This window comes from Pseudoselenomonas ruminis, assembly GCF_008271295.1.
Lineage (GTDB): Bacteria > Bacillota > Negativicutes > Selenomonadales > Selenomonadaceae > Selenomonas_A > Selenomonas_A ruminis.
In genome coordinates, this window is the sequence record NZ_VTOY01000003.1 from 104,594 (window position 1) to 121,284 (window position 16,691).

Annotated in this window: 20 protein-coding genes; all 20 read left to right on the forward strand. The window is 51.3% G+C overall.

The window, feature by feature from the left end; all coding sequences use genetic code 11:
* Positions 1-19 precede the first annotated feature (19 nt).
* The 20 genes from prmA to FZ040_RS06015 all read left to right on the forward strand — a co-directional run bounded on the left by prmA (position 20) and on the right by FZ040_RS06015 (position 16,691).
* On the forward strand, positions 20-970 hold the full coding sequence (prmA, locus tag FZ040_RS05920) for a 50S ribosomal protein L11 methyltransferase (RefSeq protein ID WP_074514288.1): 951 nt from the start codon (positions 20-22) through the stop codon (positions 968-970).
* Positions 967-1,704 (forward strand): 16S rRNA (uracil(1498)-N(3))-methyltransferase, encoded by a 738-nt coding sequence (locus FZ040_RS05925; protein WP_149171163.1) that lies wholly within the window; start codon positions 967-969, stop codon positions 1,702-1,704. Before prmA ends, FZ040_RS05925 begins: the two co-directional genes overlap by 4 nt.
* A 14-nt stretch (positions 1,705-1,718) precedes the next feature.
* Positions 1,719-3,020 carry a tRNA (N(6)-L-threonylcarbamoyladenosine(37)-C(2))-methylthiotransferase MtaB gene (gene mtaB, locus FZ040_RS05930; RefSeq protein ID WP_149171164.1) on the forward strand — a complete coding sequence of 434 codons (1,302 nt, stop codon included), beginning with the start codon at positions 1,719-1,721 and terminating at the stop codon, positions 3,018-3,020.
* Positions 3,021-3,138: 118 nt separating this feature from the next.
* A complete protein-coding gene (locus FZ040_RS05935; RefSeq protein WP_149171165.1) occupies positions 3,139-3,486 on the forward strand; it encodes a histidine triad nucleotide-binding protein in 348 nt (115 codons plus the stop codon).
* Positions 3,487-3,585: 99 nt separating this feature from the next.
* A complete protein-coding gene (gene rpsU, locus FZ040_RS05940; RefSeq protein ID WP_033170151.1) occupies positions 3,586-3,768 on the forward strand; it encodes a 30S ribosomal protein S21 in 183 nt (60 codons plus the stop codon).
* Between the two features lie 75 nt (positions 3,769-3,843).
* On the forward strand, positions 3,844-4,290 hold the full coding sequence (locus tag FZ040_RS05945; RefSeq protein WP_149171166.1) for a GatB/YqeY domain-containing protein: 447 nt from the start codon (positions 3,844-3,846) through the stop codon (positions 4,288-4,290).
* Between the two features lie 155 nt (positions 4,291-4,445).
* Positions 4,446-5,042: a porin family protein gene (locus FZ040_RS05950; protein ID WP_149171167.1), complete on the forward strand. Its 597-nt coding sequence runs from the start codon at positions 4,446-4,448 to the stop codon at positions 5,040-5,042.
* Between the two features lie 111 nt (positions 5,043-5,153).
* Positions 5,154-5,783: an NfeD family protein gene (locus tag FZ040_RS05955; RefSeq protein ID WP_149171168.1), complete on the forward strand. Its 630-nt coding sequence runs from the start codon at positions 5,154-5,156 to the stop codon at positions 5,781-5,783.
* 18 nt (positions 5,784-5,801) lie between these two features.
* A complete protein-coding gene (gene floA / locus FZ040_RS05960) occupies positions 5,802-6,806 on the forward strand; it encodes a flotillin-like protein FloA (protein ID WP_149171169.1) in 1,005 nt (334 codons plus the stop codon).
* 10 nt (positions 6,807-6,816) lie between these two features.
* A complete protein-coding gene (locus FZ040_RS05965) occupies positions 6,817-7,263 on the forward strand; it encodes a hypothetical protein (RefSeq protein ID WP_149171170.1) in 447 nt (148 codons plus the stop codon).
* Between the two features lie 115 nt (positions 7,264-7,378).
* Positions 7,379-8,338, forward strand: coding sequence for a polyprenyl synthetase family protein (locus FZ040_RS05970; RefSeq protein ID WP_187620263.1), 960 nt, complete (start codon positions 7,379-7,381; stop codon positions 8,336-8,338).
* Between the two features lie 30 nt (positions 8,339-8,368).
* Positions 8,369-8,731 (forward strand): Sec-independent protein translocase subunit TatA/TatB, encoded by a 363-nt coding sequence (locus FZ040_RS05975; RefSeq protein WP_439653909.1) that lies wholly within the window; start codon positions 8,369-8,371, stop codon positions 8,729-8,731.
* Between the two features lie 177 nt (positions 8,732-8,908).
* Positions 8,909-9,127 carry a Sec-independent protein translocase subunit TatA/TatB gene (locus FZ040_RS05980; protein WP_149171173.1) on the forward strand — a complete coding sequence of 73 codons (219 nt, stop codon included), beginning with the start codon at positions 8,909-8,911 and terminating at the stop codon, positions 9,125-9,127.
* A 15-nt stretch (positions 9,128-9,142) separates the two neighbouring features.
* Positions 9,143-9,925: a twin-arginine translocase subunit TatC gene (tatC, locus tag FZ040_RS05985; RefSeq protein WP_149171174.1), complete on the forward strand. Its 783-nt coding sequence runs from the start codon at positions 9,143-9,145 to the stop codon at positions 9,923-9,925.
* 23 nt (positions 9,926-9,948) lie between these two features.
* Positions 9,949-11,409, forward strand: coding sequence for a menaquinone biosynthesis decarboxylase (locus FZ040_RS05990; RefSeq protein WP_149171175.1), 1,461 nt, complete (start codon positions 9,949-9,951; stop codon positions 11,407-11,409).
* Positions 11,406-12,254 carry a 4-hydroxybenzoate octaprenyltransferase gene (locus tag FZ040_RS05995; protein ID WP_149171176.1) on the forward strand — a complete coding sequence of 283 codons (849 nt, stop codon included), beginning with the start codon at positions 11,406-11,408 and terminating at the stop codon, positions 12,252-12,254. The genes FZ040_RS05990 and FZ040_RS05995 overlap by 4 nt, the downstream gene beginning before the upstream one ends.
* A 21-nt stretch (positions 12,255-12,275) precedes the next feature.
* Entirely contained in the window at positions 12,276-13,139 is an 864-nt protein-coding gene (gene folD / locus FZ040_RS06000) for a bifunctional methylenetetrahydrofolate dehydrogenase/methenyltetrahydrofolate cyclohydrolase FolD (RefSeq protein WP_149171177.1), read from the forward strand.
* Positions 13,140-13,186: 47 nt separating this feature from the next.
* Positions 13,187-14,854 (forward strand): formate--tetrahydrofolate ligase, encoded by a 1,668-nt coding sequence (locus FZ040_RS06005; RefSeq protein WP_149171178.1) that lies wholly within the window; start codon positions 13,187-13,189, stop codon positions 14,852-14,854.
* A gap of 184 nt (positions 14,855-15,038) precedes the next feature.
* On the forward strand, positions 15,039-15,788 hold the full coding sequence (locus FZ040_RS06010) for a methylenetetrahydrofolate reductase (RefSeq protein ID WP_149171179.1): 750 nt from the start codon (positions 15,039-15,041) through the stop codon (positions 15,786-15,788).
* 60 nt (positions 15,789-15,848) lie between these two features.
* Positions 15,849-16,691, forward strand: a complete 843-nt coding sequence (locus FZ040_RS06015) for a sulfide/dihydroorotate dehydrogenase-like FAD/NAD-binding protein (protein WP_149171180.1) — start codon at positions 15,849-15,851, stop codon at positions 16,689-16,691.

Genomic DNA, 16,691 nt, shown 5'->3' on the forward strand with positions numbered 1-16,691 from the left:
GGAAAAGGAGCGATGTATTTTGAAATGGGCAGAAGTAAGTATCCTGACCACCCATGAAGCCACGGACGTAGTGGCTGAAATCTATCATGACATTGGTGCGCAGGGTGTCGTCATCGAGGACCCGGAACTCCTGAACAGTTATATTGATTCGGGAATGTGGGATTTTTCGGATATCCAGCGCGCTGAGGATACAGAGATTGTTACGGTCAAGGCATACCTGCCCATGGATGAAGACCTCGATGGCAGGTTGCGGGACTTTGAACAGCGGATCAAAAAGTTCCGTGAAGTTGAAGGCGACGGCATCACGAAGGGCTCATGCGAGATTTCCTGGAAATCGGTTCAGGATGAAGACTGGTCGGATAACTGGAAGAAATATTTCCATCCCGAGAAAGTCGGCGGCATGATTGTCATCAAACCGACTTGGGAGGATTATACGGCAAGTCCGGACGATATCGTCATTGAACTCGACCCGGGGGCTGCCTTTGGTACGGGAACGCACCCTACGACAGCAATGTGCATCCGCGAACTCGAAAAACTCGTGCGCGGCGGCATGCGGGTATTTGATGTCGGAACGGGGTCCGGTGTGCTCTCGATTGCGGCAGCTAAGCTCGGTGCCAGCGATGTGACAGCTATGGACTATGACCGCACGGCCGTTAATGTGGCGGCGGAAAATATCCGTGAAAATCACGTAGAGGATATTGTAAAGACTGGTATCAGTGATATTTTGAAGTCCTTCGACGGCAAGGCTGACCTCGTCGTGGCCAATATCATTGCCGATATTATCATCCGCCTGTTTGAGGAGCTCGATGCGCATCTGGCCCCAGGCGGCAAACTGCTGGCGTCGGGAATTATCACTGAGCGGGTGGCTGATGTTACGGAAGCCTGCATTGCCAATGGCTTTGTCGTCGATAAAGTCATCGAAGAGAAAGGCTGGGCGGCAATGGTCATCAGCCGCGGAGAAGACAAATGAGGCGGTTGTTTTATAAGGGGATGCTGGCCGATACCGTTGAGATTACGGGCAGCGATGCCCATCATCTGATGCACGTCATGCGGGCAAAAGCCGGCCAGCAAATCATTCTGGTAGACGATGCCAATCAGGTAGCCCGCATGGAGATGACGGCTTTTCGCGAAGACGCGGTGACGCTTACGCTTTTGGAACGGCTGGAAGCCGATACCGAATCACCCATTGACCTGATACTAGCCCAGTGCCTGTTAAAGTCCGACAAGATGGATATGGTCGTGCAGAAAGCCGTAGAGCTGGGAGCAGTAGGTGTCATTCCGGTCCGCAGCCAGAATTGTGTCGTGCGCTATGATGCCAAAAAAGCAGCTGCCCGCCAGCAGCGCTGGCAAAAGATTGCCGATGAAGCGGCAAAGCAATGTGGCCGGACGGCACTCTTGGAAGTGGCTCCGGTAACCGACATCAAGTCGTTGCTGGAATCGGAAAATGGGCAGCAGGACAGCGTGCTGGTTTTCTTTTATGAAAATGAAGACCAGCAAACGGTTAAGGATTATTTGCAAAAGATTACCGTCAGACGCATTGTGCTGCTGGTAGGTCCTGAAGGCGGATTCTCATTGGAAGAAGCCAAGGCCGTAGAAGAGGCTGGCGGCAAAAGCGTAACGCTGGGACCGCGGATATTGCGCGCGGAAACAGCAGCACTGACGGCGATGTCCGTCGTTCAATACGAATGTGGAGATTTAGGATAAGGAGGATTTTTACCTTGCCAAAGGTGGCGTTAACAACACTGGGCTGCAAAGTCAACCAGTTTGAAACCGAAACGATGGAAGGCCTGTTCAAGCAGAAGGGATATGAGATTGTTCCGTTTGAAGAAAAGGCAGATTTCTACGTTATCAATACTTGTTCGGTCACAAGCCTTGGTGACCGGAAATCCCGTCAGATTATCCGCCGGGCAAAGCGGCAGAATGAACAGGCAATTATTGCTGTCTGTGGCTGCTACGCACAGGTTCATCCTGAAGAAATCAAGGCGATTGAAGGCGTTCGGGTGGTCCTGGGAACAAAGGAGCGCAGCCGCATTGTCGAATATGTGGAGCAGGCGGCCCGGGAAGACGGTATTCTCGATGAAGTGGGCAATATCATGGAAGCGCGTGATTTTGAGGATATTCCGCTCTACGATATGCCGCAGCGCACGCGGGCGTTCCTGAAGATTGAGGATGGCTGCCAGAATTTCTGTTCCTACTGCATCATTCCCTATGCGCGCGGCCCGGTAAAATCCCGTCATTTGGATAAGATTTATGCGGAAGCCAAGAAGCTGGTTGAGGCTGGCTTTAAGGAAATCGTACTGACAGGAATTCATCTCGGCGCTTATGGGCGCGATTTGCCAGAGGACGTCAATCTGGCGGACGCCTGCCGGGAAGTGCTTAAAGTTGAGGGCTTGAAGCGGCTTCGCCTGGGTTCGCTTGAATCCATCGAACTGTCACCGGAGCTTTTTGAACTCATCCGCCAGGATGAACGCTTCTGTGCACATTTGCATTTGCCGCTGCAGGCGGGGTCGGATGCCGTGCTCAAGGATATGAACCGTCATTATGATACGGCAGAGTTTGCCCGCCTTATTGAGCATGTGGAGCGTGAGGTCCCGGGAGTGGCCGTATCGACGGATATCATTGTCGGCTTCCCAGGGGAGACCGAAGAACAATTCCAGCAGGGCCTTGACTTTGTGGCGAAGATGAATTTTTCCCGCATGCATGTATTTCCCTATTCCCGCCGCAGCGGGACACCGGCAGCCGAGCGCAAGGACCAGATTCCTGAGCCCGTAAAAAAAGAACGCGTTCACCGCATGCAGGCTTTAGCTGCCAGCAAGTCCGAAGAATTCCATAAAATGTTTATTGGCAAGACGATGCGCGTATTGTTTGAAACCAATACCGAGGGAATAACGGATGGACTCACGGATAACTATATCCGCGTATATACCGATGACGAAGTCGTCTGCGGTGAACTTTATGAGGTGCGTTTGGCGCGGCTTTATAAAGATGGAGCCTTTGCGAAAGTAGTAGAAAAGGTGTAATAAATTTTTCAGGCAGGCAGGTAATTCGTTTTTTGTGGCGAATTATTATAGATGTATCCGGTTTATGCCCGATGTGGGGCATATTGGACGGATAAATCCAACAAGGGAGGTGTTATAGATGGCAGATTGTATTTTTTGCAAGATTGCTCAGAAGGAGATTCCTTCAAATCTTGTCTATGAAGATGATCAGGTGGTAGCATTTAAGGACTTGGAACCACAGGCTCCGGTTCATGTGCTGGTCATTCCCAAGAAACATGTGGAAAGCGTCCTGGCTTTTACGCAAGAAGACAAGGATTTGGCGGCACATATCCTGGTGGATGTAATCCCGCAGCTGGCTCGTGAACTGGGTGTAGATGAGAAGGGCTTCCGCGTTGTCACCAATACGGGTGAAGAAGGCGGGCAGAGCGTCAAACATCTGCATTTCCACCTCCTGGGCGGCCGTTCCCTGCAGTGGCCTCCAGGCTAATCAGTTTGTGGTTGACATGGCTGCTCCTGCTGATGTATAATTGTGTGGTGTAGTTATGAAACACAAACTCCCAAGTTAAGTGGAGGGGGGGAAAAATAGATGGCAAACGAAATCAAAGTTGGTAAAAATGAATCAATCGATAGTGCTCTCCGCCGCTTCAAGCGTATGTCCCAGAAAGCTGGTACGCTTGCTGAAGTGAGAAAACGTGAACATTACGAGAAACCGAGCGTTCGCCGCAAGAAGAAATCTGAGGCAGCTCGTAAACGCAAGTTCCGCGGCTAATCCTAGGTTTTTGCGTGAGGCGCCTGTCTTATGGACAGGCGCCTCATTTTATTTTGATAGAAAGAGGGAAATAAGATGTCTCTGAAAGAACAGTTGACGAATGATATGAAAGAAGCCATGAAAAACCATGATAAGGACCGCCTGGCTGTTATCCGCATGGTACGTGGTGCAATCCGCCAGCAGGAAATCGATGGACAGAAAGAACTGGGTGATGAAGATGTCATTGCCGTGCTGAGCAAAGAAGTCAAAATGCGTAAGGATTCCATGGAAGAATTCAAGAAGGGCGGCCGCGAGGATTTGGTCGAGAAAACGCAGGCGGAAATTGATGTACTGATGCCTTACCTGCCCGCACAGCTGTCGGAGGAAGAAGTGCGTGAAATCGTAAAAGCTGCCGTCGAGCAGACTGGTGCTGCTACGCCGAAAGATATGGGCAAAGTTATGGGCGCTTTGATGCCGAAGGTAAAAGGGCGTGCTGATGGCAAGCTGGTCAATACGATTGTGCGCAGTTTTTTACAGGGCTGAGCCTCGGAAGATATATCATCTTAATGAAAATCCAATAAAAGCTTAATCAAGATAATATCTCCTATTCATGATGGGTTAACAATCCGATGCTAAATTAAAAGCGTTGAGAAAAATGTGTTACTAAATGTGTTCATGAAGTTTGGAGGACTAATTCAATGAAGAAGAAGGCTTTATTCGCTGCGGTTATGGGGATTACGATGTGTGCTGGTACAGGTTTTGCTGCACCGGCAACCAACTACGATGCTGGTGCTGTTACGGTTGAGGCAGGCATGAGCGTAGCTCCGGATATGCAGCTCAACGGTTTTTCCGGCGATGATAAGACGCGCCCGTATGCAGGTGCTACGGTTGGTCTTGGCAGCGATTTTGCTCTTTCGTATAAATATGCTGATAATAAGGCAAGCGATGTTGGCATGAGAATGCAGGAGTACAACCTGAACTATAAGGCTGGCAAGAATACTTATATCTATGCCGGCAACCTGAATGTCAAGGGTACCTCGGCTGCATCGGGGATTTCTGACAACCGTTTGCAGGTTGGTGTGAAGTATGTCGCTCCGGCTGGCGATAAGACGAACTGGTGGGTTGGCGGCGCTATTGGTGATGACCTCTGGCGTGCAGAAATCGGCGGTTCCTATGCACTGGCTCCGAATGTAGATTGGGACCTTTCCTATCAGTATACGGATGCTAAAAACGTCGATGATAGGGTTGACGTCAAGACGAGAGGTCTTTACACGGGTCTTACGTTCAAACTTTAATTGAATTGAATCGTGCAGTGATGAAGGCAGCAGGCAGTACCTGTTGCCTTTTCTGTATTTTTGCAGGTGATTTGGCTTGGGCGGGGAATATAGTATTAGGAGGTGATAGTAATGGATGTTGTAACTATTCCTGCGTTGCAGGTTTTGCTGCTGGCTATCATGTTTCTGGCGGTTTTGGTGGAAATAAAAACCGGCGGGATGGGAGCTGGTGTGTTGCTGGGACTGGTCGCTGCAGCAGTATTTTGGGGCAGCCAGTACGTAAGAGGATTGGTAGACCTCTATCAGATTGCCATGTTTCTGGCGGGAATCCTCTGCATTGTATTTGAGATGCTCATGCCGACGATAGGGCTTTTAGCTGGCGTTGGTGTGGCGGCGATGCTTTATAGCGTCGTGCTGGCTCTTGGCGGAGATATCCAGGCGATATACGCTATGTTGATTGCCTTTTTGGTGTCGATAGCGGGCTTTGCGCTGATTGTAAAGCGGCTGCCGTCAAGCCGGCTTTGGAACAAAGTGGTATTGAAGGACCAGTCGGAAGCGGCCCGCGGGTATGTCAGTACAACACCCAAACATGAGTTGTTGGGCAAAGAAGGAGAAGTATTGAGTGAACTGCGGCCTTCGGGTGCCGTACTTCTCGATGGCGTTCCTGTCGATGTGATTTCTGAAGGCGCTTTTATCCCGAAAGGCGAGAAAGTGCGGGTAGTAGCCGTTGAAGGAGTCCGGGTAGTAGTTCGTAAAGTTTAAGTTTCAGGAGGTATTGCTATGGTTGGAATAATTGGTTCAGGTTTTTTCTTGGTGTTACTTATTGCCTTTGTCATGATTTTTTTGCATTTTGTGCCGTTGGGGCTCTGGATTTCAGCGCTGGCTGCTGATGTCCGTGTAGGGATTGTTACGCTGGTCGGCATGCGCATGCGCCGCGTTCCGCCAGCTAAGATAATCCTGCCGCTTATCAAGGCCAATAAGGCTGGTCTTGATGTGGCCGTCAATCAGCTGGAAGCACATTATCTGGCTGGCGGTAACGTCGATAAGGTGGTAGATGCGTTGATTGCGGCACATCGCGCGCAGATTCCGCTTCCGTTTGAGCGTTCAGCTGCCATTGACCTCGCTGGCCGCGATGTTCTCGAAGCCGTCCAGATGAGCGTCAATCCGAAGGTAATTGAAACACCAGTGGTTTCGGCTGTTGCCAAGAATGGTATCGAACTTAAAATCAAGGCGCGGGTAACTGTCCGTGCCAACATTGACCGGCTGGTCGGTGGTGCTGGTGAGCCCACGATTATTGCCCGCGTTGGCGAAGGTATCGTCACGACGGTTGGTTCTTCGGAAAGTCACAATGATGTGCTGGCAAATCCGGATGATATTTCTAAGACTGTTCTGGGCAAAGGGCTCGATGCTGGTACTGCGTTTGAAATTCTCTCGATTGATATTGCCGATGTCGATGTCGGGCGTAATATCGGTGCAGAACTTCAGACGGATCAGGCAGAGGCAGACAAGCGCATTGCTCAGGCAAAGGCCGAGGAACGCCGTGCAATGGCTGTGGCTAAAGAGCAGGAAATGAAGGCTTATACGCAGGAAATGGAAGCGAAAGTCGTCGAGGCTCAGGCCGAGGTCCCGCATGCTATGGCACAGGCTCTGCGCGAAGGCAAACTAGGAGTTATGGATTATTACAATTTGAACAACGTTCAGGCAGATACGGATATGCGTAATGCCATTAGTGCCTCTGGCGAAGGACAAGGGAAGCTCCAGGCACCAACGGCGCCAGTAAAGTAAGGAGGTCATCATGGAATCTATCCTGATGATTATTGCATTTGTCTTGTTTGCAGTACTGTCGGATAAAAAGGGCAGCAAGAAAAAAGTACCTGTGCCAAGACAAGAAATGCCATCGCCGAAAAACGGTGGCAATCTGGGTTTCAAGATTCCGGAATTGCGCAATGCGCCGGCTGCGGATAAGCGGAATTCTGAGTGGATACTCCAGCAGGAACAGGCTTACCGGCAGGAGCAGGAGGCAAAGAAGCGCGAGGCAGAACACAAGCGGCAGCGCATGCTGGAGGAAGAACAAATTCGGGCGGCAGAGCAGGCTGCTTACGAAATACAGGCCAAATTGGCAAGTACTCCTGTGCGGCGGCCCGGGCTTCGGATTCCTGCGCTTACCCCCGAATCGGCACAGCAGGCAGTGGTGCTGGCGGAAATCCTTGGCCGGCCTAAGGCTTATCGTAGACGCCGCTAACGATAAATTTTATGCGTTTTATCGATGACAAAAAGGAGTATTTGTAGTAAAATAAAGCAATATGCGATGAAGAAAGAAATACGAATTTTTGTAGGTGATAAGCGTGTCAAACTCCATGTTTGATGTAATACAAGAGGATATAGATAAGCTCAATGAGGGCTTGATTGAAGCGGTGTCCTCGCCGGTTGACCTGGTGACGGAAATTGGTACGCATTTGGTGACGGCTGGCGGCAAGCGCATTCGTCCGGCGCTCTGTCTGCTCGCAGCGCATGGCGGACCGGATTACAGCCTATCGCGGCTGCTGCCGCTGGCTGAGGCATTGGAACTCATCCATACGGCTTCACTGGTTCACGATGATGTTATCGATGAAGCGGATACGCGCCGCGGGAGCATCACGGCAAATGCCAAATGGGACAATCAGGTAGCCATCCTGAGCGGTGATTATATTTTTGCCCGGGCATTTGGTTTGATTGCGGATGGCGATTATGGAAACTATGTGTCGAAGCGGCTGGCCGATTTGGTCTGCAATCTCAGTGTTGGTGAGATTATCCAGAACCATACGGTTTATCATGCCGTGAAGGATTTGGACAACTATTACAATCGCATCCAGAAGAAAACGGCAGACTTTTTGGAGATTTGCTGTGAACTCGGTGCTTATGTAGGCGGGTTTGGTAAAGAGGATGTTCGCCGTATGGCGGAATATGGCCATTGCATTGGCATGGCGTTCCAGATTACTGATGATTTGCTTGATATCCTGCAAACGTCGGAGAAAATCGGCAAACCAGCAGGAAATGATATCCGCCAGGGAATTGTCACGTTGCCGGTCATTCATGCGCTTAATGTGAGTGAGGAGGCCGGAGAGCTTGAGAAAATCGTTACCGACCCTGCCATGACCGATGAAATGGTTGCGCGGGCGCTGTCGATTGTCAAGGCAACTGATGGCGTTGAGATTGCCAAGGCCAAGGTAGAAGAATATCTGGACCGTGCCCGTGAGGTACTGCCCGGTAACCTGGCTCCGGAAATCCGTGAGGCCTTTGTCATGGTGGCCGATTTTATTGGTGACCGCGATTTTTGATGTATTAGATTTGGGAATGTATGGAGGAAGATAATTATGTTGAGTGCTCCTGAACTTATCATGATTCTGGTAGTAGGTTTGGTGGTTTTTGGTCCGGGCAAACTCCCCGAAGTGGCTCGTTCGTTAGGCAAGGGGGTCCGGGAATTCAAGAAGGCGACCAATGCGCTGTCCCAGGCGCTTAATGCACCAGAGCAGGCACCGGTGCAGCAGCAGGCCACAGTTCAGCCACAGGCTCCTCAGCCAGCACCGACTGCTCCGGAAACTCCGGCGGCTAAGGCGCAGCCAGCAACAGCCGAGCAGCCGGCACAGCCTGCCAAACCTGCTTATCAGGCTCCAACCCAGGAATCCGTGCGCCAGCAGATTCAGGAGCAGTCTGAGAAAAAGGCTGAATAATCTGCTCGCGGTTAAAAAAACCATCATTGCCTTTGGCAGTGATGGTTTTTTTTATATCTATCATAAGGATTTCTTATGATGGGCGGAATATGTTTCGTTGAGATTTTTATGTTTTTTCGTTATAATAAAAAAGAATAAATGTAATCGCAGATGAATTGTTTTTTAGGAGGATTTTATATGTTTAGTCCATGGCAAGCCGGAATTGTAGTATTGATTGCGCTCGTTATTTTTGGACCGAGCCGCCTGCCGGAAATTGGCAAGGCACTTGGCAAGGGCATTCGTGAATTCAAGTCGAGTGCGACGGGCGAAGAGGCAAAACAGACAGAACAGACGATGACTAATGTAACGGAGCAGCCAAAGGAACTGCCGTCGAAGTCTGATACGACAAAGCAGTAAGCCAGGTGGAGTTACATGGCAGAAGAGAAACAATATGAAGAAATAGCGGCACCACAGCCGCGTGGAGTCATTGAGCCCGGTTCTGTGGAGTATGTTCGTGATGACGACGGCACGATGTCGTTGGTCGCGCATTTGACAGAGCTTCGCAGCCGGCTTATCAAATGCCTGGTTGCGGTTGCATTGGGCAGTTGTGTGGGGTACTTCTTTATCGATAAAATCATGCACTACATTACCCTGCCCGCTGGTAAACTGTACTATATGCAGCCGTCCGAGGCTTTTTTCACGTATTTGAAAGTCGCCTGTGTGACTGGATTCCTGTTGGCGCTGCCTATCGTATTTTGGCACGTTTGGCGCTTTTTCCTGCCGGCGCTTACACATAAGGAACGCGCAGTTCTCGGCATTATTGTGCCGACTTCGGTCATCTTGTTTTTTGCAGGACTGGCCTTTTCGTTTTTCTTAGTGTTGCCGGCTGGTATTCGCTTCTTTATGGGCTTCAACAGCGCAGAACTTGAAGCGATGTTTTCGGTTGACAAGTATTTTGATTTTGTCATTATGTTCGTAATGCCGTTTGGCTTCATTTTTGAATTGCCGCTTATTATTACGATTATGGGCAAAATGGGAATCATAACCTCAGCGTTTTTGAAGAAGTATCAGCGCATTGTTATTTTCCTGTCCTTTGTGGTGGGAGCGCTGATTACGCCGACACCGGATATCTTCACGCAGTCGATGATTGCACTGCCGATTATTGTTCTTTATGAAGTCGGCTATTTTATCGTTCGCTATGTCCTGCGCAATTGAGGTAGTTTTAGGGAGGAAATGTTTTGGCTTTTAAGGATTTACGGGAATTTATCGCGGAGCTTGAAAAGCGCGGCCTGCTCAAGCGCATCCAGACGGAGGTAGACCCGGAGCTGGAAATCACGGAAATCACGGACCGCGTGTCCAAGATGGAAGGCGATAAGAATGTGGCGCTGTTGTTCGAGAACGTCAAAGGCTCGAAGATGCCGGTGCTCATGAATGCGTTTGGCAGCTATGAACGCATGGCTTTGGCATTGGGCGTGGAAAAACTCGACGACGTTGCCGATGAGCTGCGCGAGATGATGAAGCTGCCGTATGTGTCGCTGCAGAATAAGATGAGTGTTGTCACGATGATTCCGATGATCAAGCGCGCCATCAATTTCCCGAAATATGTCAAGAATGCACCATGTCAGGAAGTTGTCGAGACAGAGAATCCGAATCTCGACGAGATTCCTATCCTCAAGTGCTGGCCGGATGATGGCGGTCCGTTTGTTACGCTGCCACTCGTATTTACGAAGAATCCGAAGACGGGCAAGCGCAATGTCGGCATGTACCGCCTGCAGAAGTACGACAGCCGTACGACGGGGATGCATTGGCACATCCATAAGAACGGTGCGGAAAACTTCCGCGACACGAAGGCGCAGGGCGGCGACCGCATCGAGGCGGCTGTCGCTATTGGAACCGATCCGGTCGTGACTTATGCGGCGACGGCTCCGCTGCCGCGCGATATCGACGAGATGGTTTTTGCCGGTTTCCTGCGGCATAAATCCGTCGAGATGGTCAAGTGCAAGACCGTTGATATTGAGGTGCCGGCTAATGCGGAAATCATCCTTGAGGGCTATGTCATGACCGACGAAGTCCGCCGCGAGGGGCCGTTTGGCGACCATACGGGGTACTATTCGCTGGCTGATGACTATCCGGTGTTCCATATCACGGCTATCACGCACCGCAAGGACGCTATCTATTCGTCCACGGTTGTCGGCAAGCCGCCGATGGAGGATTGCTATCTGGCCAAGGCTACGGAGCGCATCTTCCTGCCGCTCCTGCAGCAGATGCAGCCGGAAATCATCGACATCAATATGCCGCTTGAAGGCGTATTCCATGACTGCTGCATCGTATCGATCAAGAAGTCGTATCCGATGCAGGCGCGCAAGGTCATGCATGCGCTCTGGGGTATGGGACAGATGATGAACGTCAAGATGATCATCGTTGTCGATTCGCATGTCAATGTTCAGGATCTGAAGGAAGTCTGGTGGCGCGTCTACAACAACATCGATGCCAAACATGACCTCGAGATTGTCGAGGGTCCGCTCGATGTGCTTGACCATTCCTCGCCAATGGCGAAATGGGGAGCGAAGCTCGGTATCGATGCCACGAAGACCTGGCCGGAAGAAGGGCATACGCGTGAGTGGCCGGAAGAAATCAGCATGTCTGAGGATATCCGCAAGAAGGTCGATGCCAAGTGGAAGGAGCTTGGTCTCGATTGATTAGTATAAAAGCACATATCAACAACGTTGCGCTGCATCATACGATCTTTGATCTGCCGTTTGCCTTTATGGCGGCGGTACTCGCCGCTGGCGGGCATCCTTCCCTTCATGACCTGTTTTGGATTGCTATGGCCATCACCACTGGCCGTGCTGCTGCCATGGCCATGGACAACCTGGCCGATCTCAAATATGACAGCCAGCAGCCGCGCATGAATTACCGGGCTATGGTACGCGGGGAAATCACGAAACGTGAGGCGAAGGTGTTTATCGTCATCTGCCTGGTTCTCATGGTGCTCTCGGTCCTGCAGCTGCAGCCAATCTGCATTTATCTGCTGCCTGTGGCAGCGGTGCCGTTCATGATTTATCCGTACATGAAGCGGTTTACGGGCTGGTGTCATCTGTTCCTGGGCCTTGCTATCGGTATGGCGCCGGCAGGTGGCTGGGTTGGCGTCAGCGGCCAGATCACGGCGCCAATGGTGCTTTTATGCATCGCGGTAGCGCTCTGGATTGGTGCCTTTGATGCCATGTACGGCGCGCAGGATGAGGAGTTTGACAAGAGTCAGGGGCTGCACTCGCTGGCAACCGAATACGGTGCGGCTGGCGCGTTCAAGATTGCGGTTGCCCTGCATGTCATCTGCATCGTCTGCTTCTTGGCCGTTGGCGTGATGCTGCAGCTGTCATCCCTGTATTATTTCGGGGTTGGCATTGCAGCAGGAACGCTGGTCTATCAGCATCGGATTGTGAGCCCGACGGATTTTTCGCGGGTTACGCAGCGTTATTTCATGCGCAATGGCATCGTATCGGTGGCAATCTGCGTATGCACCTGGCTTAGTTTTTATCTGTAATCCATATAGGGGAGGGACTCTATGTCAGCGAGAATTCTCGAAGGAAAAGTCTTTGCACAGCAGTTCAAGGATGATGCGGGCCGCAGGGCCGAAGTCTTGCGGGAGAAATACGGTGTGAATCCGGGCCTTGCCGTTATCATTGTCGGCAGCAATCCGGCATCGCAGGTCTATGTCCGCAACAAGAACAAATCCTGTGAGGCTTTGGGAATTTATTCGGAAGTCGTGGAGATGCCGGAGACGACATCGAAGCAGGAACTTATCGCCAAGATTGATGAACTCAATCTCGATAAGCGCATTCACGGCATCCTCGTTCAGCTGCCGCTGCCGGCTCAGATTGCCAAGGATGAGGCGGAAATCCTCAATCGCATCGACCCGGCTAAGGATGTGGATGGCTTCCATCCCGTCAATGTAGGACGGCTCGTTACCGGTGAAGATGGACTCGTTCCATGCACGCCGGCAGGCTGCATCCGCATGCTGGAACTCGCAGACATTCCCCTGGATGGAAAGCGGGCGGTAGTCATTGGCCGCAGCAATATCGTGGGCAAGCCGATGCTTCATCTGTTGCTGGCTAAGAATGCTACGGTGACCATCTGTCATTCGCATACGGAGAACCTCGCCGCGATTACGCGCGAGGCCGATATCCTCGTGGCAGCCATCGGCAAGCCGAATTTTGTCACTGCGGATATGGTAAAACCTGGGGCCGCCGTCATCGACGTCGGCATCAATCGCATCGCCCCAAAAAAGCTTGTCGGTGATGTTGATTTTGAGGCCGTCAAGGAAGTGGCAGGAGCAATCACGCCAGTGCCGGGAGGAGTAGGACTCCTGACGGTGGCTATGCTCATGCAGAATGTTGTCAAGGCAGCCGAAAAGGCAGTCTGCAAATAAATAACCGAATATCTTTCACGGAAACAAACAGAGGAGAAGAAAGCCTAATGAAAACTGATGTGGAGATTGCTCAGGAAGCAGAGATGCAGGACATCCGGAAAATCGCCGAGAAACTGGAAATCTCGGAAGATGAACTGGAACTCTATGGCAAGTACAAGGCAAAAATCACGCTTGATGCTTGGGAAAAGGTCAAGAATCGTCCGAATGGTAAACTCGTTCTCGTGACAGCCATCAATCCGACGCCGGCTGGTGAAGGCAAGACAACGACAAGTGTAGGGCTTGCCGATGCCTTCCACAAGCAGGGGAAGAAAGTGGCCGTTGCCCTGCGTGAGCCATCGCTTGGACCGTGCTTCGGCCTAAAGGGCGGCGCTGCTGGCGGCGGTTATGCACAGGTTGTGCCGATGGAGGATATCAACCTTCATTTTACGGGGGACTTCCATGCGATTACGACGGCTCACAACCTATTGGCGGCTGTTATCGATAACCACATCCAGCAGGGGAATGCACTGGATATCGATGTGCGCCGTGTCGTTTGGAAACGCGTGCTGGACCTCAATGACCGCGCCCTGCGCCATGTCGTCATCGGCATGGGCGGCAAGGCCCATGGTGTGCCGCGCGAGACGGGCTTTGACATCACGGTAGCCTCGGAGATGATGGCTATCCTGTGCCTGGCCTCGGGCCTTGAGGATATGAAAAAGCGTCTCGGGGAAATCGTTGTTGCCTATACGCGCGATGGCCGTGCCGTCCGCGCCAAGGAGCTCAATGTCACGGGAGCTTTGACGCTGCTCTTCAAGGATGCCATCAAGCCGAATCTCGTGCAGACGCTCGAGGGTACGCCGGCATTCATCCATGGCGGTCCGTTTGCCAATATCGCCCATGGCTGCAACAGCGTCATGGCGACGAAGTTTGCCCTGAAGTTTGCCGATTACGTCGTCACGGAGGCCGGCTTCGGTGCTGACCTCGGTGCTGAGAAGTTCCTCGACATCAAGTGCCGTTTTGCCGGTATCCATCCCGATGCCGTAGTCATCGTGGCAACGGTCCGTGCTCTCAAGATGCATGGCGGCCTCGATAAGAAAGAGCTGGACCATGTCGATATGGCAGCCCTTGAAAAGGGCCTGGCCAACCTTACCAAGCACATCGAAAACATCCAGAAGTTTGGCCTGCCGGCAGTCGTTGCCATCAATGCCTTCCCGACGGACACGAAGGAAGAGCTAGACTTTGTCGAAAAGAAATGCAACGAGCTCGGCGCCGAGGTCGCTTTGTCGGAGGTTTGGGCCAAAGGCGGCGAAGGTGGCCTGAAACTGGCCGAGAAAGTCGAAGAAGCTTTTGGCAAGCAGAACGACTTCCATTTCATCTATGAGACGGAGCAGTCGATCCCGGAGAAGATTACGGCTATCGCGCGTGAAATCTACGGTGCCGATGGTGTGGACTTTACGGCTCCGGCAAAGAAACAGCTCAAGGAAATCGAAGACCTTGGCTTTGACAAGATGCCAGTCTGCATGGCTAAGACGCAGTATTCGTTGTCGGATGATGCGGCGAAGCTTGGCCGTCCGGAAGGTTTCCGCATCACGGTGCGCGAGCTGCGCATAGCTGCTGGTGCTGGCTTTATCGTTGCCCTGACTGGCAATATTCTCACGATGCCGGGCCTGCCGAAAAAGCCGGCGGCTGAAAATATGGACATTGATGAAAGTGGCAAAATCACTGGCCTTTTCTGATTGGATTATAGCTATTGGTGAATAGCTATTGGATAAGCGCATTGAGAAAAATCTCAATGCGCTTATTTTATAATTAATGCTGATTATCAAAACAAAGGGACAGCTACTTGCAAAATCTATAAAAACATTTTACAATATGATCTATGTAACTAATAACCAGTAGAAAAATATCTGGAGGCTGCCTATGAAACGTGTATCGGTTGAGCTGGTGCCACGCGATGAGGAATCGTTGCGCGCTGAGCTTGCGCTCTTACAGCAGTACAAGGACAAGATTGATGTCATTAATATTCCTGACTTATTGCGCTTTGAAACGCGCAGCTGGCAGGGAGCAGCTATGGCCAAAGAATATTTTCCGCAGGCTATGCCGCACATTCGCGCTATGGACATAAACCTCGCGGAAGAGCTGCCGATGAAAGATTATTTGCGTGAACATGATATCCGGGAAGTGCTGGTTATCGAAGGCGACCCGCCGCAGCGCATGACTCACGCCGTTTATCCGACGGAAAGCACCGATGTCATCCGCAAGTTCCGCGAGGAAATGCCTGAGATAGATGTCTATGCCGGCATTGACCAGTACCGGAGTTCTATGCGCGAAGAACTTTACCGCGTTCATCGCAAAGTACAGGCAGGGGCCAAGGGATTCTTTACCCAGCCGTTCTATGATATGCGGTATTTGGAAATGTACGCAGATATGTTGGATGGATTAGATGTGTACTGGGGCGTATCGCCGGTAATGACAGCTGGTTCGCAGAGTTATTGGGAACGCAAAAACAACGTGGTATTTCCGAAGTCCTTTGAGCCGGGACTTGAATGGAGTGTGGCGTTTTCACGTGAAGTCAAAGATTGGGCAGAAAAGAATGGCGAAAATATTTATTTGATGCCAATCCGCACGAATCTTGAGGAATACCTGGCTGGCGTATTTGCCACGTTATAAGATTTGCAAACAGGTCCGCAGAGTTTGTGGATGTTAGGTTATATTTTAGGAGAGTGAAACATGTTTAAAATCCTGAGGAAAGAGGAGCTTTCCCCGAATGTCTTCTCGATGGATATTGATGCACCGCGCGTCGCGAAAAAAGCACAGGCAGGCCAGTTTATCGTTCTGCGTGTAGATGAAAAGGGCGAGCGAATTCCACTGACGATTGCCAATTTCAATCGTGAGACCGGTGTCGTAAATATCGTGTTCCAGGTTATCGGTGCATCGACGATGGCTTTGGCTGCTGTCGAGCCGGGCGAGTCGATCATCGATTTTGTCGGGCCGCTCGGTCAGCCGTCGGAAATCAAGAAGTTTGATGGCACGGTAGTTGTCGTTGGCGGCGGTATTGGTGTAGCGCCGACGTTCCCGATTGCAAGGGCTATGAAAGAGGCCGGCAATAAGGTCATCGCCATCATGGGCGCCAAAAACAAAGATATCCTGATTATGGAAGATGAGATGAAGGAAGTAACCGACGAAATCCTCATCACGACCGATGATGGTTCCCGCGGCATCAAGGGCTTTGTTACCTATGCGGTACAGGAACTGGCGGAGCGTGGCGAAAAGATTGCGCAGATTACGGCAATCGGTCCGGTCATCATGATGAAGAGCGTTGCCGACTGCACGCGTGAGCTTGGCATCCATACGGTCGTCAGTCTCAACCCGATTATGGTTGATGGTACGGGCATGTGCGGCGGCTGCCGCGTACAGGTCGGCGATGAGACGAAATTCGCCTGTGTCGATGGTCCAGAGTTTGATGGCCATCTCGTAGATTTCAAGGCACTTATGAGCCGCCAGCGCATGTATCGCGACCTCGAGGCCGAAGAAAAAGACCATATCTGCAACATCGGACTGGGGAGGAAGTAA

Coding starts and splice junctions, on each gene's coding strand:
- FZ040_RS05925 (WP_149171163.1), top strand. CDS start 967: ATGAGGCGGTTGTTTTATAAGGGGATGCTGGCCGATACCGTTGAGATT.
- FZ040_RS05935 (WP_149171165.1), top strand. CDS start 3,139: ATGGCAGATTGTATTTTTTGCAAGATTGCTCAGAAGGAGATTCCTTCA.
- rpsU (WP_033170151.1), top strand. CDS start 3,586: ATGGCAAACGAAATCAAAGTTGGTAAAAATGAATCAATCGATAGTGCT.
- FZ040_RS05945 (WP_149171166.1), top strand. CDS start 3,844: ATGTCTCTGAAAGAACAGTTGACGAATGATATGAAAGAAGCCATGAAA.
- FZ040_RS05950 (WP_149171167.1), top strand. CDS start 4,446: ATGAAGAAGAAGGCTTTATTCGCTGCGGTTATGGGGATTACGATGTGT.
- FZ040_RS05955 (WP_149171168.1), top strand. CDS start 5,154: ATGGATGTTGTAACTATTCCTGCGTTGCAGGTTTTGCTGCTGGCTATC.
- floA (WP_149171169.1), top strand. CDS start 5,802: ATGGTTGGAATAATTGGTTCAGGTTTTTTCTTGGTGTTACTTATTGCC.
- FZ040_RS05965 (WP_149171170.1), top strand. CDS start 6,817: ATGGAATCTATCCTGATGATTATTGCATTTGTCTTGTTTGCAGTACTG.
- FZ040_RS05970 (WP_187620263.1), top strand. CDS start 7,379: ATGTTTGATGTAATACAAGAGGATATAGATAAGCTCAATGAGGGCTTG.
- FZ040_RS05980 (WP_149171173.1), top strand. CDS start 8,909: ATGTTTAGTCCATGGCAAGCCGGAATTGTAGTATTGATTGCGCTCGTT.
- tatC (WP_149171174.1), top strand. CDS start 9,143: ATGGCAGAAGAGAAACAATATGAAGAAATAGCGGCACCACAGCCGCGT.
- folD (WP_149171177.1), top strand. CDS start 12,276: ATGTCAGCGAGAATTCTCGAAGGAAAAGTCTTTGCACAGCAGTTCAAG.
- FZ040_RS06005 (WP_149171178.1), top strand. CDS start 13,187: ATGAAAACTGATGTGGAGATTGCTCAGGAAGCAGAGATGCAGGACATC.
- FZ040_RS06010 (WP_149171179.1), top strand. CDS start 15,039: ATGAAACGTGTATCGGTTGAGCTGGTGCCACGCGATGAGGAATCGTTG.
- FZ040_RS06015 (WP_149171180.1), top strand. CDS start 15,849: ATGTTTAAAATCCTGAGGAAAGAGGAGCTTTCCCCGAATGTCTTCTCG.